Source organism: Amycolatopsis sp. NPDC050768 (assembly GCF_040654155.1).
Classification (GTDB): Bacteria; Actinomycetota; Actinomycetes; order Mycobacteriales; family Pseudonocardiaceae; genus Amycolatopsis.
This window is the reverse complement of the sequence record NZ_JBFAHL010000013.1, coordinates 142,722-156,033: the sequence shown is the minus strand read 5'-3', so window position 1 is coordinate 156,033 and position 13,312 is coordinate 142,722. Positions and strand designations below refer to the sequence as shown.

Genomic DNA, 13,312 nt, shown 5'->3' with positions numbered 1-13,312 from the left:
TCGGAGCAGTCTGCGAAATCGTCACCAAAGACTTGCCCGAAACCGCGTAAGGAAAAGCGCACTGCCCACTTTCATACACGTGAGACGCGCACGCGTTCGCAGTCACGAGAGCGGACGCCGCGTGTGAGAGCGTGAGCAGGGCAGGGGACGAGGAAGTGGTGATCGACGCTGAGCACTACCAGCGGATACTCGGTGACGAGCTCCGCAAGCTCCGGCGCAGGCGAGGCTGGACGCGCAAGGAGCTGAACACGCATCTGCAGAGTGAGATCTCCCTGCAGACGCTGGCGACGTACGAGCTGGGCACGCGGCAGTGTTCTGTGGTGCGCCTGGTCGAGTTGTGCGTCGCGATGGACGAGCTGCCCCAGGACCTGCTGGCCAAGGTCCACCGGCGCGTGTTCGTGGAAGAGCCCGGACGCGTGCGGGTGGACCTGCGGCGAGTGGTGGCCGAGGCCTCGCCCGAGCTGCTGCCGCTGCGCCGCTGGGCCGAGGACCGGCTGCGCCGCGGCGATCCGGGAGCCGGCGCGACCACGGTGAGCTCGGGCCCGGCCGAGGTGTCGCTCGACCTGGCCGCGCTCGAGCGGATGGCCGAGCTGTGCGACCTGCAGGTCGTCGACCTGATCAGCCATCTGCGCAAACTCGCACCCGCCTGAGCCACGGGCGGAGCTGACCCGGGCCGTTTCGCCGGTCCCGGCCGGGGGCTTTCGCGTTGTCGAGGGTCGCGAAAGCCCCCGCCCCCTCATCCCTGACCCGAGCACGCCCACCGCCGTCCGTGGGCTTGTTCGGCGCGCCCTCCTGCCCTCCCCACAAGCTACGAAGGGGACTTTCGCGCCTCCTCCCCTGCCGCGAAAGTCCCCTTCGTACCCCTTTTGTGCCCTGCCTTGTCAGCCCAGCAGCTCGTAGTCCTCCCGGCGGACCGTGCGCGTGTCGAGCCAGTACCGCCACGTGAAGCCGGGCCAGATCGTGCGGTTCACGCCCTTCGCGTCGAGGTACCAGCTCTTGCAGCCGCCCTGCGTCCAGATCCCCTTCGCGAGCTTGCGCTGCACGTCGGTGTTGAACGCCTCCTGCGCCTGTGGCCGCGGGTCGATCGCGCGGTCGCCCGCCAGTCGCAGCGCCTGCGCGATGTAGGAGATCTGGGACTCGATCATGAACACCACGGAGTTGTGGCCGAGTCCGGTGTTCGGGCCGAGCAGGAAGAACAGGTTCGGGAACCCGTTGACTGTGATGCCGAGGTGCGTGCGCATCCCCTCGGCCGCCCACTCCTTGGCGAGGTTGCGCCCGTCGCGGCCGACGATCTCCAGCGTGTCGAACGCGTCGGTGACGTGGAAGCCGGTGCCGTAGATGATCACGTCGACCTCGTGCTCCACGCCGGCGGCGTCGACCACGCTGTGCTCGCGGACCTCGGTGACACCCTCGGTGACCAAGTCCACGTTGTCCCTGGCCAGGGCCGGGTAGTAGTCGTTGGAGATCAGGACGCGCTTGCAGCCCATGGTGTAGTCGGGTGTCAGCTTCGCGCGCAGAGCCGGGTCGGCCACGGCCTGGTCGATGTTGCGCTTGGCGATCCGCTGGCCGAGCTGCATCACCCACGGCTGGCCGTTGAAGCCGATGGCGCGGGCCTCGAGCATCCAGTACAGGACGTCGCGATAGGCGCGCTGCGCGAGCGGGACCGCCTTGAACAGGCCGCGGGCCCAGCCGGGCATGTCGTGGTCGGCTTTCGGCATCACCCACGGCGGGGTGCGCTGGAAGAGCGTCAGGTTCTCGACCTGCCCGACGATCTGTGGCACGAACTGCACCGCGCTCGCGCCCGTGCCGACCACGGCGACGCGCTTGCCGGTGAGGTCGACGCCGTGGTCCCACTGCGCGGAGTGGAACGCCGGCCCGGCGAAGTTCTCGATGCCGGGCAGGCGCGGGATCTGCGGCCGGTGCAGCGCGCCGACGCCCGCGACCAGGGCCTTGGCGACGAACTCGTCGCCCGACTTGGTGGTGACGTGCCAGCGGTTCTCGTCGGCGTCCCAGCGTGCGCCGGTCATCTCCTGGCCGAAGCGCAAGAAGCGGCGCAGACCGTACTTCTCCGTGACGCCGCGCAGGTAGCTCCAGATCTCGGGCTGCGGCGAGTAGGCGCGCGACCAGCCGGGGTTCTGCTCGAAGGAGAACGAGTACATGTGCGACGGGATGTCGCAGGCGCAGCCGGGATAGCTGTTGTCGCGCCAGGTCCCGCCGACGTCGTCGGCCTTCTCGAGGATCACGAAGTCTTCGCGGCCGTCCTTGCGCAGCTGGATGGCCATGCCCAGGCCGGAGAACCCGGTCCCGACCACGATCACCCCGGTCTCGGTGCGGTTGCCCATGCGCCCTCCCGTTTAGTGTTACTCGAAGTCCATCCTACTTAGAGTAGGTTACCGCCGGTAGAGTGTTCTCGTGACCACCGCGAAACGCAAGCGCGTGCCCCGGGCCGAGCGCGAACGGCAGATGATCGAGGTCGCCGAACGAGTGTTCACCGAGCGCGGCTACGGTGCGGCGTCGATGGACGAGATCGCCGAGCTCGTGGGTGTGTCGAAGCCGATGCTGTACGAGTACTTCCACTCCAAGGAAGGCCTGCTGCTGGCATGCATCCGGCAGTCGCGGGCGGCGCTGCGCGAGGTGACCGAACAGGCGACAGTGGGCGCGGTTTCCGCCGAGGACGCGCTGCGCCGCGGGCTGCTGGCGTTTTTCGTCTTCATCCGCGACCGCCGGGAGGCCTGGTCGCTGCTGCGGCACGAGATGGCACTGATCGGCACACCTGCGGCCGACGAGATCGAGCAGACACGGCGGCAGCAGACGGACCTGATCGCGGCGTTGATGAGCGGCCACTTCGACGACTCGGACGAGCTGCGCGCCGAAGCGTCGGCCGAGTTCGTGGTCGGCGCGTGCGAGCGTCTCGCGATCTGGTGCGAGCGCTTCCCGGACGTGACACCCGAGATGGCGACCGACTACGCCATGAACATGCTCTGGTCCGGACTGTCACCGCGCGCCCGCTGAGGTGCGCGTGAAAATGCACGCGCGCTAGGCCATTCGGTCGTCACTCAGTGCGAATCCCCTCCCGTGTCTTGTGACACAGAGTTTCTTTACGGTATCGAGAACCCTGTAGAAAGACTGATGGACAGTCGCGGGTTGCGCGGGGGCGCAGAAATCACGTCATGAGTGTGCGGTGGCCGAGTCTCGGCCAGTGACGCATGCTGATGGCGAGAGGGGTGAGGTAGTGGAGACGATCACAGCGACGTACGCGCACGAAAACGACGACTGGACGATCACCGTCAGCGGCCGCGGCGGGGCACGGACCGCGAAAGCGCCGGGCATCATCGCCGCGCGTGACCGCGCGGACCAGCTCGTCGACGAGCTCGCCCCGGACGGGCGACCCACGGTCGTGCACCTGCTCAACGGGAGCGCCCTGGAGTTCACCAGCTCCTACATGACCGCGCGGCTCACCCTGCCGGACATCGAGCCGCTGGAGGTGCCGCCGTCGGGATCTTCGAAGCCGGCTGTTGCCGCCGCTTCGGCCTCGGCTGGTGCTTCCTCCTCGGCTGGCGTTCCCGCTGCGGCCAAGCCTCAGCTTCCGCCGAGCAAGCAGCTGCCGAAGGAAGTCGAGGACCGCAAGGCCGAGGAGACGCCCGCCGTCCCCACCTCGAAGCCGACGGTCTCCCCGCGCGCCTGACACCGCCGTTCCTTCACGCCGGGCCAGTTGTCGCTTTGTCGATCTTTCATACCTGCATACGTCTGAGCGGACCCGTCTCCGGGCCCGCTCAGACGTATCGGTGGATCAGCGGAACAGCTTGCGGACCAGCAGCGCCAGGATCAACGCCCCGACGCCGATGAGCGGGTACTTGACCTTGGGGTTGTCCAGCTTCGCGCGGATGCCGTTCTTGGCTTGGTCCGCGAGCTTCTGGGGGTTGGCCTTGGTGCCCAGCTGGTCGAGCGTCGCCGTCAGCGCCGTCCTGGCCTGCTCGATCTCACGCTCGATGGTCTCGGGGTCGCGAGCCACGTGCCCTCCTCGCCGCGTCGGACTGTAGGCGCCCACGTTAGAGGACGACACCCCCCTCACGGCCACTGGCCACGCCGAGCCACCCCGAACGTGCCGCGCGCTACGATTCACCAGGCTTTCGCGGGGCCGTAGCCCAATTGGCAGAGGCACACGGTTTAGGTCCGTGCCAGTGAGAGTTCGAGTCTCTCCGGCCCCACAACCCCGAAGCATCGGTAGCCCCTTCGAGCCTCTTGACCTGCGGATTTACGGCTCGAAGGGGTTACCGATCGCAACTCGCGAAGTGTGACACAACACGAAGGCCACACCCGACAAGCCTGACTCGGCCCACGGCATAGGCGTCGGATGTCGTGCTGGACTCCTGAGTCCTACTGCGAACGCAACACCCAGATGTCGGTGTCGTTCACCGCGACGAGGTCGGTATCGCCGTCACCGTCCACATCGGCCGTGAGGGTGTCCCTGGTGCCGGAGAACGAGCCCGCGTACCACACTTCGGGCGCGGAATAGCCTGCACCGGTGGAGCGCATTACCTGCACGTCGGTGTCGTTGACGGCGATGAGGTCGGCCTTGCCGTCGGCATCGATGTCCCCGGTGAAGGTTTTCTTGGTGCCGTGGAACGGCGCGGTCGACCACTGCTGCGGCGAGGTGACGAACCAGCGGGTCTCGGTGGTGGCCGGCACCACGCGCGTACCGCCCGAGTCGACGAGGATGCAATCGGCCAGGCCGTCACCGGTCGCGTCCGCCGCCAGTGTCGCCTTCTCTCCGCGGAGGGTGTCCGGACCCCACGCTGTCAATGGCAGCATCGTGGTGCCGTTCGACCTGGCCGCCAGTGCTGGGGTCCCGGCGGACAAGCCGATCACGTCGGTGTCCCCGTCGCCGTCCAGGTCCGCCGTCAGGTTCGCCTGGTCGCCGGCGATGTTGTTGTCCAGCCACTGTGTGGGGAACTCGAACCGTTCGTCGCCGGGGTAGTAGATGCGCGACCTCGCCACGAAGATGCCCCGCACGCTCGGGGTCGCAATCGTGTGCGGCCGGACCGTGATGGCGTCCGCGCGGCCGTCGTTGTCCACGTCGCCGAGGAAGTATCCGTAGTACGGACTGTCGTCGAGGCTATTCGCGCACAGGCTCCAATCCTGCTGCGGCTGGAAGCCCGAGCCGGTCGACAGCTTCACGTAGCACGCGTTCTGGAAGGCGTTGAAGCCGGCGAGGTCGTCCTTGCCGTCGCCGTTGACGTCCCCGGCCCTGACCGCGACCTGCGCGGTGAACGGTCCGGTCGACCACTGCTCCGGCACGCCGGACGCCGCCGCCGGCGTGGTGAGGGTCAAGGGCAGCAGACCGGCGACACCGGCCATTACAAGAGCTCGCATCACGTCCCCTTCGTGTCGGCTTTGCCGTATTGAGGTCGCGCGCGCAGCCGGGAAACGTTACTGCGGCACGCTGTCCGCGCCAATGTCACGTTCTCGGGGTTTACGGTCTGGACCATGCGGATCGGCTACGGACACATCCACGGGGCCGACTCACCGAGCAGGCCTGGTGGGTAGGTCGAGGAATGCCAGCAGCCGCAGGACTCCGGCCAGGTGGTCGAGGTCGTGCCAAAGCGCGATCACGTCTTGTGGTCCGCGCTGGGCCGCGGCTGTCACTTCGGCAAAGTCGTCGCTGCTCTGGCCGCAGTCGAGGTGCGCTTCGGGACCTTGGTGGATGTCGAACGCGGCGGCCAGGTCCACGTTCCAGTAGTAGTCGATGGGCACGTCAGCCAGGTTGATCTGATCGCCGAATCGGCGCTGTATCTCGTCCAGCAGCAGGGAACAGGTCTGGCGGAGGTCGGCGAGTTTGAGCACTGGGTTTCTCTGCGTCACGCGCATCATCGTCCTCCTCACCCCCCGGCAATCACCGGGTCCACATCCGTCGCGGCTGCCGCGGCCCGGGAACGCAGGCCCGAGTGGGCCTGCATGGGCCCGATGACAGGGCCCCTGCCTTGGGAGGGGAGTCCGGCCGGCCCGCCGAGGGAGCAGAGTGAACCCGATGACGCCAGGCCAGAGTAGGAACCGAAGTTGATCGCCGTTACTCTCGCGGCATGAGCGAGGAGATGAAGCTCGCGGAGGCACTGGCGCTGCGTGCCGACGCGGCAAAGCGGATCGAGCAGCTGCGCACGCGGATCGTCGCGAACGCCCGCTACCAGGAAGGCGAGCCACCGTCCGAGGACGCGGCCGAGCTGCTCACCGAGGCCGGGACCGTCCTCACCGAACTCGAGGCGTTGATCCGCCGCATCAACCGGACCAACGCGCAGACCCCGCTCGGCGACGGCACCGTCACCGACGCCCTCGCCCGCCGCGACATGCTGCGCCTGCGCCACTCCGTGCTCACCGGGGCGGCCGACGCCGCAGCGGGGCGCGGGCAGACTATGGGGCGCCAGCTGCGGTCCGAGCTGAGGCAGCTGGCCGCCCTCTCGGTGGCCGAGCTGCGTGAGCAGGCCGACCGCGTCGCGCTCGAGCTGCGCCACCTCGACATCGACATCCAGCGCACCAACTGGGAGGCCGACCTCCTCCACTGACCGGCGGCACGGAAGCAGGTAACCGCCCGGGGAAAGCGAGCACAAGCCGAGGGCCGGCGGCCAATCCGGCTCCTGGCGCGTGGCGGGCAACGCAGGGGTTCAATTCCCCATCGGACAGCGCAGCCCAGCACCGCGCACAGGTGACCGCGCACGCGGCACACCTCACCACCACGTGCTGGTTCCCCGGGAAGGCGAGGGCGGGTAAGGGGTATTCCGTGTCAGGACAGTGCCAGGGGGTCGGCGACCCGGCATGGTGCATGGATGCGTGACTGCCCGGGAGAAGGCAGGGCTTCTCCCGGCTGCCCTCCCCCGGCTACAACTGCCGTGTCATACGTCGATCTGCTCGAAGATGTGCGGGTACGACACGATGTCGTCTGGGAACTCCGCCGCCATGCGCTGGAATTCGGGGCTGCCGAACGCCGTGGCGAGAGCCTCGGTCGACTCCCAGGCCGCGACGTTCATCAGAAGTCGACTGTCCGCCGTTCCCTTGTGCATCTGCAGGGAGACGAATCCCGGCTGAGCCTTCATGAACTCCGCCTGCCTCCGAAAGAGGGCCAAGAACGCTTCAGCCCCCTCCTTCGGAACGAAGAAGGTGTTGACCAGGACGATGGGTCCGGTCTTCTCCTTGAACTGCGCGAACATCGGCGTATTCGGGTCCAGGCTCTGCAGCTTGGCCATTCTCGGCACTTCCTCTCTCTATCATCGGTCAGTGGGTGTCGCCGGCGCCCGCGTCCTGGGGTTAACCGGGCGGGTGAGCCCGCAGGCTCAGGTGAGAGCGGCGACCAGCAGGGCGAAGGCGGCGATGATGACGGTGACGCGGACGTAGTGGTAGCGGTCCCAGCGGTCCATCTGCTGCTTCCAGTCGGCGGGCCGGTTGTCAGCGGTCCACGTCTTGCCCCGATTGTTGATCGGGACGAGCAGCAGCAGCGACATGATCACGCTCACGATCAGCAGCGCGGCGGCGATGACGACGAGACCGGTTCCAGGGTGCTGCCATCCGGTAATGGCCCAGACCGCGCTCAGGACCAGCGAGCCGATGTACCAGAACGGCATGAGCGCGCCGAGCATCCGGCCCCCGTGGGAGCGGGCGGCCTGGTTGCTGTCGTCGGGGAGTCCGCTGAAGATCCGGTTCATGACGAAGGCGACGGAGAATTCCACCCCCACCATCACCCCGACCACCACGATGGTGACGACCTCGAGCGTGCCGAGCATGATGTCCCTCCAGAAAATCTAGTGTTGCTAGCTGCTGAGGCAACGCTAGTACTACTGCCGCTCGATTGTCTAGCGGTGCTAGACTTCAACCATGTCGGTACAGGAACGCAAGCAACGCGAACGGGCGGATCGCGAACGCCTCATCGTGGCGACGGCCCGCGAACTCGCCGAGCAGCAGGGCTGGGACGCGGTCACCACCCGCCTGCTCGCCGAGCGCATCGAGTACAGCCAGCCCGTCCTCTACAGCCATTTCCGCGGCAAGCGCGAGATCATCGGCGCCGTCGCCCTCGAGGGAGCCACCGAGATGGCCGCGGCGCTGCGGGCCGCGACCTCCGCCGCGGACGGCCCGCGCGCCCGGGTCACCGCACTCGCCCGCGCCTACCTCGACTTCGCCGAGCACAACCCGGCGGTCTACGACTCCATGTTCCAGCTCGACGGCGGCCTGATGTTCGCGAACGAGGACACCCCGGAGCCGCTGAAGGACGCCTTCGCCACTCTGCTGGAGACTCTCGGCAAGGTCGCCGGGGACGGCGTCCACCCTGGACTGTTCACCGAGGCGTTCTGGGCGGCCCTGCACGGGCTGGCCACCCTGACCCGAGCGGGACGGCTGCCGCCGGAGGGCACCGAGCCGAGGGTGGAACTGCTGGTAGACCGGCTCGCTGTGCTTTGACGCGCGGTCCCGACGGGCACCCAGCCGACGGAGGCGTGCGCCTGAGCTTCGCTGAGACCCAAGCCGTCCACGTGCCGACGATCCAGATCAGTCCGTGTCGACGCGCGCATCGCGGCAGTGTGGCGGATGGGAAACGGGCGTGTTGTTACGGTCGCTGGATGGCGGGCTGGGACGCGATCGGCGTACGCGCACGGCTACGGGCGATGGCAGTTCGTGCCCCAGGGAGGGATCGGTTCGGGGCGAGCACACACCGGTACGAGTTGGCACCTCCCCTTCCGGAAGTACAGATCCGAGCGTTCGAGGAATCTCACGGCATCGATCTACCGGTCGAGTACCGGTCCTTCGTCTCAGTGGTAGGCAATGGCCCCGCCGGGCCCCACCACGGCTTGATGCCATTGACCGTCCTCCGCCCGGAAGCCGGCGACGAATGGGCCGTCGACGACGAGTGGGACCAAGACCGGCTGCCGGGCCGGCTCGCCAAGCCATTCCCGCTCACCGAACCCCGGCCCGGCCCCATCAACGCAACCGCCGTCGATGCGCTGACCCCAGGCACGCTCGTGCTGGCCGAACAGGGCGGCGGCATGTTCTCCCGGCTTATCCTCAACGGCCCACTCGCCGGCGAAGTCTGGCAGACCGATCCGGACTGGGGCGGCTTCGTACCGGAAAGCCCCAACTTCCGCAGCTGGTACACCGACTGGCTGGAGACCTGGTAATCGCACGTCGACGCCATCCGGACCAGCGGCAACAGTCCCTGATGCCAACGCAGAGCCGACGTGGCCACAGTCGAGACGCTGCTTCACCTCACGCTGCGCACAGCGTCGGACTGGCTTCCCCTGGTCGGGATTCCGACCGGCTTGATGACAATCGCCGACCCCTCGACCAGGACCGAAGAGTTCGGATTGTGTTGCGCTAGGCCCACTCCCCCGAAACACCCGAACACCTGCCGCTTTGGACAGTCGTGCTCAAGACGCGCCCCCGTCGACACGACAGTGTTGTGGGCGTCGCCGACGGCGGTGGTGGGCTGGTCAGCTGACGGGGCTGCGGCGTTCGAGGAAGACGGTGTCGTGCCATTTGCCGTCGCGCTGGGCGATGCGTTCGCGGATGCCGACGGTGCGGTAGCCGGCCGAGTGGTGCAGGGCGAGGCTGGCGCGGTTCTCGGTGAAGACCGACGTTTGCAGGGTCCAGATGCCGGCGTCGTCGGCGGCCATGACTTGCTTGCGCAGCAGGGCTTTCCCGACGCCGCGGCCGCGGTGGGTTTCGGCGACGTAGACCGACGTTTCGGCGACGCCGGCGTAGCACTCCCGCGACGACACAGGGCTGGCGGCGGTCCAGCCGACGACCTGGCCGTCGGCTTCGGCGATCCAGCGGTGCTCGGGCAGCCACTTCGCGTCAAGACTCGCGCGCGTGGGGACGGTGGTGTCGAAGGTGGCGATGCCGGTGGCGAGGCCTTCGCCGTAGATGCGGCGCACGGCGGCCCAGTCGCCGGGTTCGAGGGCGCGGACGGTGACGTCGGCCGGGATGTCGTCAGGGCAGCAGGGGCGGGGGCCGAGCAGGCCCATGACGGCGTCGGCGGCGTGCGGGAGGCCGGAGCAGCAGGCTTCGTTGACGGTGACGACGGTGGCGGTGCCGATCTTCTCCAGGTGCACGAACCCGACGTCGGCCAGCTTGCGCACGTGGTGGGACGTGGTGGATTGGCTGGTGCCGAGGATCTCGGTGAGTGCGCCGACTGTCAGGCCGCGCGGGGTGGTCGCCACGGCGTGCAGCAGCCGCACGCGCACGGGTTCGGCCAGGCAGGCGAACCACTCGGCGTAGGTGGCGGCGTCCGTAGTGGGCAGGACCTGGGCCCGGGGCAGCGCGATCGGCATGCCCGCCAGTGTATCGATCCGAATCGATGGTTGCATCCATCGATTCGCGTCGATACAGTCCGAACCGTATTAATCGAGCCCGATCGATGGAGCGTGGTGGGGATGAGCGAGTTGCCGGTGGTGGTGGTCGGCGCGGGCCCGGTGGGGCTCGCGGCCGCGGCGCAGCTGTTGGAGCGGGGGCTGGAGCCGCTCGTGCTGGAGCGGGGGGATCGTGCGGGGGCGGCGGTCGCGGCGTGGCGCCACGTGCGGTTGTTCTCGTCGTGGTCGGAGCTGGTCGACCCGGCGGCGGGCCGGCTGCTGGAACCCACCGGCTGGATTCGCCCGGACAGCAGCGGTTACCCGACCGGCCACGAGTGGGCCGAGTCGTACTTGCGGCCGCTCGCCGACGCGCTCGGTGGGCGGGTGCGGTTCGGCGCCGAAGTCGTGGGCGTCGCGCGCCGTGGCCGGGATCGAGTTGTCGACAGCGGTCGCGACGCCGAGCCGTTCTCGGTGCACGTGCGGGCAGCCGACGGCGCCGAGGAGCGCGTCTTCGCGCGGGCGGTGATCGACGCGTCCGGCACGTGGGTGGGCGTGAATCCGCTGGGCGGTGAAGGGTTGCCGGCGATCGGTGAGGCCGCGGCGGCGGACCGGATCGTCTACCGCGTCCCGGATCTGGGTGATACGGCGACGCGTGACCGCTATGCCGGTCGGCACATCGTGGTGGCCGGCAGCGGGCATTCCGCGCTGACAGCGTTGGTGGCATTGTCCGGGCTGACCGAGCAGGACTCCTCGACGCGGATCAGCTGGGTGCTGCGACGTGGTGGAATCGGGAACACCTTCGGCGGCGGTGAAGCGGACCAGTTGCCGGCGCGGGGCGCGCTGGGGAAACGCGCGCAGGCCGCGGTGGAGGCGGGGCTGATCACGGTGGTGACCGGGTTCCGCACCGAGACCGTCGAGCGCGACGCCGCGGGCCGGCTGACGCTGGTGTCGGCGGCCGGGCAGCGGCTCGAGGAGGTGGACGAAGTCGTGACGCTGACCGGGTTCCGTCCGCAGCTGGCGTGGCTTTCGGAGATCCGGCTGGAGCTGGACCCGACGTTGCAGGCACCGGTGCGGCTGGCGCCGTTGGTGGATCCGAACGTGCACTCGTGCGGCACCGTCTACCCACACGGCGCCAAGGAACTCGCGCACCCGGAGCAGGATTTCTACCTGGCCGGGATGAAGAGCTACGGCCGCGCGCCGACGTTCCTCGCCCAGACCGGCTACGAGCAGGTCCGCAGCATCGCCGCCGAGCTGGCCGGGGACCACGAGGCCGCCGCGCGGGTGGAGCTGATCCTGGCCGAAACCGGGGTGTGCGGCGGCGCCGGGCTGTTCGACGATGAGGATTCCGCCGCTGGTGGCTGCTGCGGTCCGGCAGAGCCGGAGGTGCTGACGCTCTCGGCGCCGCCCGCGCGCGGGAACTGAACCCGGTGACGACCGAGTCCACCACGCACCCGGGCACGTTGCCGGCGTCGGGACTGCGCCGCGTGCTGGCGGTCTTGTGCCTGACCGAGATCACCAGCTGGGGCATCCTCTACTACGCGTTCCCGGTGCTCGCCCCGGATATCGCCCGCGACACGGGGTGGCCGACCACGGCGGTGATCGCCGCGCTCTCGGGGGCGCAGCTGGTGTCGGCGCTGGCGGGGATCCCGGTCGGGCGGTGGCTGGACCGGCGGGGCCCGCGGGCGGTGATGACCGCGGGCTCCCTGCTCGCGGTTCCGGCGGTGATCGCGGTCGCGACCGCGCAGTCGCTGGCGTGGTTCATCGTCGCGTGGGCCGTGGTCGGGGCTTCGATGAGCGCAGTGCTCTACGCGCCCGCCTTCGCCGCCCTGACCCGTTGGTACGGGCCGCGGCGGGTGTCGGCGCTGACCGTGCTGACGCTGGCCGGCGGACTGGCCAGCACCGTATTCGCCCCGTTGACCGCGCTGCTCGCGGCAGATCTGGATTGGCGCCGGACCTATCTCGTGCTGCTGGTAATCCTGGCGGTGATCACGGTTCCCGGGCACTTCTGGGGGTTGCGCGGGCCCTGGCCACACGCCGAGCACCACACCGAGCAGCGTCAGCACGCCGATCCTTCACAGGTCGCGCGCAGCGGGGCGTTCCGCACGCTGGTGGTGGCGATGAGCCTGGCGACGTTCTCGGTGTTCGCCGTCGTGGTCAACCTGGTGCCGCTGCTGACCGAACGTGGCGTCAGCGTCGGCACCGCGGCGCTCGCGCTCGGCCTCGGCGGCGCCGGGCAGGTGCTGGGCCGGCTCGGCTACGCCACCCTCACCCGGCGCACCAGCGTTCGGACCCGCACCGCGCTGATCCTGCTGGCGACCTCCCTGACCACCGCCCTGCTCAGCGTGCTCACCTCCACCGCCGCGCTCATCGCGGCCGCGATCGTGGCGGGCATGGCGCGCGGGATCTTCACCCTGCTGCAAGCCACCGCGATAACCGACCGGTGGGGCGCCACGCACTACGGCCGCCTCAACGGGCTGCTCTCGGCGCCGATGACCATCACCATGGCCCTGGCCCCGTTCGCCGGCGCCGGCCTCGCCACCCTGTTCGGCGGCTACACCCCGGCGTTCCTCGTCCTCGCCGCGGTGAACGTCGCCGCGGCTGTCCTGGCCCTCGCAGCCACCCCGGCTCGGAGAACTCCCTGATCTCTCAGGATCCAGGTGCTGCCAGCCGGCCGGCCAATCCGTCCAGCGCCGCGCCTCGCGGCCGGTAGTGGATCGAGGTGCCGCGGCGCGACGCCTCGATCAGGCCGGCTTCGCGCAGCACCTTCAGGTGGTGCGAGATCGTCAGCCCGGACAGCGTGAACGCCGCAGCCAGATCACTCACGGACGTATCGCCATTCGACGCGCAGATCAGCGACAGCAGCCGCAGCCGAACCGGGTCGCCCAGGGCCTTGAACCCGGTCGCCAGGTCTACGGCGTGCTCGGCCGACAGCGGCGCCTTCGCCAACGGCGCGCCGGAGGCGGTGGGCGGAGGCGTCGAGTCGGGCATCA

The 13,312-nt window shown here is 69.1% G+C and carries 16 protein-coding genes and 1 tRNA gene; 9 read left to right on the top strand and 8 right to left on the bottom strand.

Features of this window, described 5'->3' with window-relative positions:
* The first annotated feature begins 155 nt into the window (after positions 1–155).
* Positions 156–650 carry a helix-turn-helix domain-containing protein gene (locus tag AB0H62_RS33195; RefSeq protein WP_220247062.1) on the top strand — a complete coding sequence of 165 codons (495 nt, stop codon included), beginning with the start codon at positions 156–158 and terminating at the stop codon, positions 648–650.
* 231 nt (positions 651–881) lie between these two features.
* Here AB0H62_RS33195 and AB0H62_RS33190 read toward each other — a convergent pair whose 3' ends face one another.
* A complete protein-coding gene (locus AB0H62_RS33190) occupies positions 882–2,342 on the bottom strand; it encodes an NAD(P)/FAD-dependent oxidoreductase (RefSeq protein ID WP_360590487.1) in 1,461 nt (486 codons plus the stop codon).
* A 70-nt stretch (positions 2,343–2,412) separates the two neighbouring features.
* On the opposite strand from AB0H62_RS33190, the gene AB0H62_RS33185 reads away from it, so the two are divergent.
* On the top strand, positions 2,413–3,012 hold the full coding sequence (locus tag AB0H62_RS33185) for a TetR/AcrR family transcriptional regulator (RefSeq protein ID WP_255638397.1): 600 nt from the start codon (positions 2,413–2,415) through the stop codon (positions 3,010–3,012).
* Positions 3,013–3,232: 220 nt separating this feature from the next.
* Entirely contained in the window at positions 3,233–3,685 is a 453-nt protein-coding gene (locus AB0H62_RS33180; RefSeq protein WP_360590484.1) for a hypothetical protein, read from the top strand.
* Between the two features lie 105 nt (positions 3,686–3,790).
* On the opposite strand, the gene AB0H62_RS33175 is transcribed toward AB0H62_RS33180, so the two are convergent.
* Positions 3,791–4,012 (bottom strand): DUF3618 domain-containing protein, encoded by a 222-nt coding sequence (locus AB0H62_RS33175; RefSeq protein WP_220243712.1) that lies wholly within the window; start codon positions 4,010–4,012, stop codon positions 3,791–3,793.
* A gap of 122 nt (positions 4,013–4,134) precedes the next feature.
* Here AB0H62_RS33175 and AB0H62_RS33170 point away from each other — a divergent pair.
* A tRNA-Leu gene (locus AB0H62_RS33170) sits at positions 4,135–4,208 on the top strand.
* 169 nt (positions 4,209–4,377) lie between these two features.
* Here the strand turns inward: AB0H62_RS33170 and AB0H62_RS33165 are convergent.
* Together AB0H62_RS33165 and AB0H62_RS33160 are read right to left on the bottom strand one after the other, a co-directional pair.
* Positions 4,378–5,373, bottom strand: a complete 996-nt coding sequence (locus AB0H62_RS33165; protein ID WP_360590482.1) for a VCBS repeat-containing protein — start codon at positions 5,371–5,373, stop codon at positions 4,378–4,380.
* 150 nt (positions 5,374–5,523) lie between these two features.
* Positions 5,524–5,868, bottom strand: a complete 345-nt coding sequence (locus AB0H62_RS33160) for a hypothetical protein (RefSeq protein ID WP_360590480.1) — start codon at positions 5,866–5,868, stop codon at positions 5,524–5,526.
* Positions 5,869–6,080: 212 nt separating this feature from the next.
* Here AB0H62_RS33160 and AB0H62_RS33155 point away from each other — a divergent pair, with 212 nt between their 5' ends.
* Complete coding sequence (locus AB0H62_RS33155) at positions 6,081–6,557, top strand: DIP1984 family protein (protein WP_360590478.1); 477 nt, start codon at positions 6,081–6,083, stop codon at positions 6,555–6,557.
* Positions 6,558–6,884: 327 nt separating this feature from the next.
* On the opposite strand, the gene AB0H62_RS33150 is transcribed toward AB0H62_RS33155, so the two are convergent.
* Together AB0H62_RS33150 and AB0H62_RS33145 are read right to left on the bottom strand one after the other, a co-directional pair.
* Positions 6,885–7,235 carry an antibiotic biosynthesis monooxygenase family protein gene (locus tag AB0H62_RS33150; RefSeq protein WP_220243718.1) on the bottom strand — a complete coding sequence of 117 codons (351 nt, stop codon included), beginning with the start codon at positions 7,233–7,235 and terminating at the stop codon, positions 6,885–6,887.
* Positions 7,236–7,322: 87 nt separating this feature from the next.
* Positions 7,323–7,769: a DUF1772 domain-containing protein gene (locus tag AB0H62_RS33145; protein ID WP_360590476.1), complete on the bottom strand. Its 447-nt coding sequence runs from the start codon at positions 7,767–7,769 to the stop codon at positions 7,323–7,325.
* A 91-nt stretch (positions 7,770–7,860) separates the two neighbouring features.
* On the opposite strand from AB0H62_RS33145, the gene AB0H62_RS33140 reads away from it, so the two are divergent.
* Both AB0H62_RS33140 and AB0H62_RS33135 read left to right on the top strand, forming a co-directional pair.
* Positions 7,861–8,439: a TetR/AcrR family transcriptional regulator gene (locus AB0H62_RS33140; RefSeq protein WP_360590474.1), complete on the top strand. Its 579-nt coding sequence runs from the start codon at positions 7,861–7,863 to the stop codon at positions 8,437–8,439.
* A gap of 389 nt (positions 8,440–8,828) precedes the next feature.
* Positions 8,829–9,152: a hypothetical protein gene (locus AB0H62_RS33135; protein WP_360590472.1), complete on the top strand. Its 324-nt coding sequence runs from the start codon at positions 8,829–8,831 to the stop codon at positions 9,150–9,152.
* Between the two features lie 312 nt (positions 9,153–9,464).
* Here AB0H62_RS33135 and AB0H62_RS33130 read toward each other — a convergent pair whose 3' ends face one another.
* On the bottom strand, positions 9,465–10,304 hold the full coding sequence (locus AB0H62_RS33130; protein WP_360590470.1) for a GNAT family N-acetyltransferase: 840 nt from the start codon (positions 10,302–10,304) through the stop codon (positions 9,465–9,467).
* 102 nt (positions 10,305–10,406) lie between these two features.
* On the opposite strand from AB0H62_RS33130, the gene AB0H62_RS33125 reads away from it, so the two are divergent.
* Together AB0H62_RS33125 and AB0H62_RS33120 are read left to right on the top strand one after the other, a co-directional pair.
* Entirely contained in the window at positions 10,407–11,744 is a 1,338-nt protein-coding gene (locus AB0H62_RS33125; RefSeq protein ID WP_360590468.1) for an FAD-dependent oxidoreductase, read from the top strand.
* 5 nt (positions 11,745–11,749) lie between these two features.
* Positions 11,750–12,964 (top strand): MFS transporter, encoded by a 1,215-nt coding sequence (locus AB0H62_RS33120; RefSeq protein WP_360590467.1) that lies wholly within the window; start codon positions 11,750–11,752, stop codon positions 12,962–12,964.
* 4 nt (positions 12,965–12,968) lie between these two features.
* Here AB0H62_RS33120 and AB0H62_RS33115 read toward each other — a convergent pair whose 3' ends face one another.
* Entirely contained in the window at positions 12,969–13,310 is a 342-nt protein-coding gene (locus AB0H62_RS33115) for a metalloregulator ArsR/SmtB family transcription factor (protein WP_360590465.1), read from the bottom strand.
* Positions 13,311–13,312 lie beyond the last annotated feature (2 nt).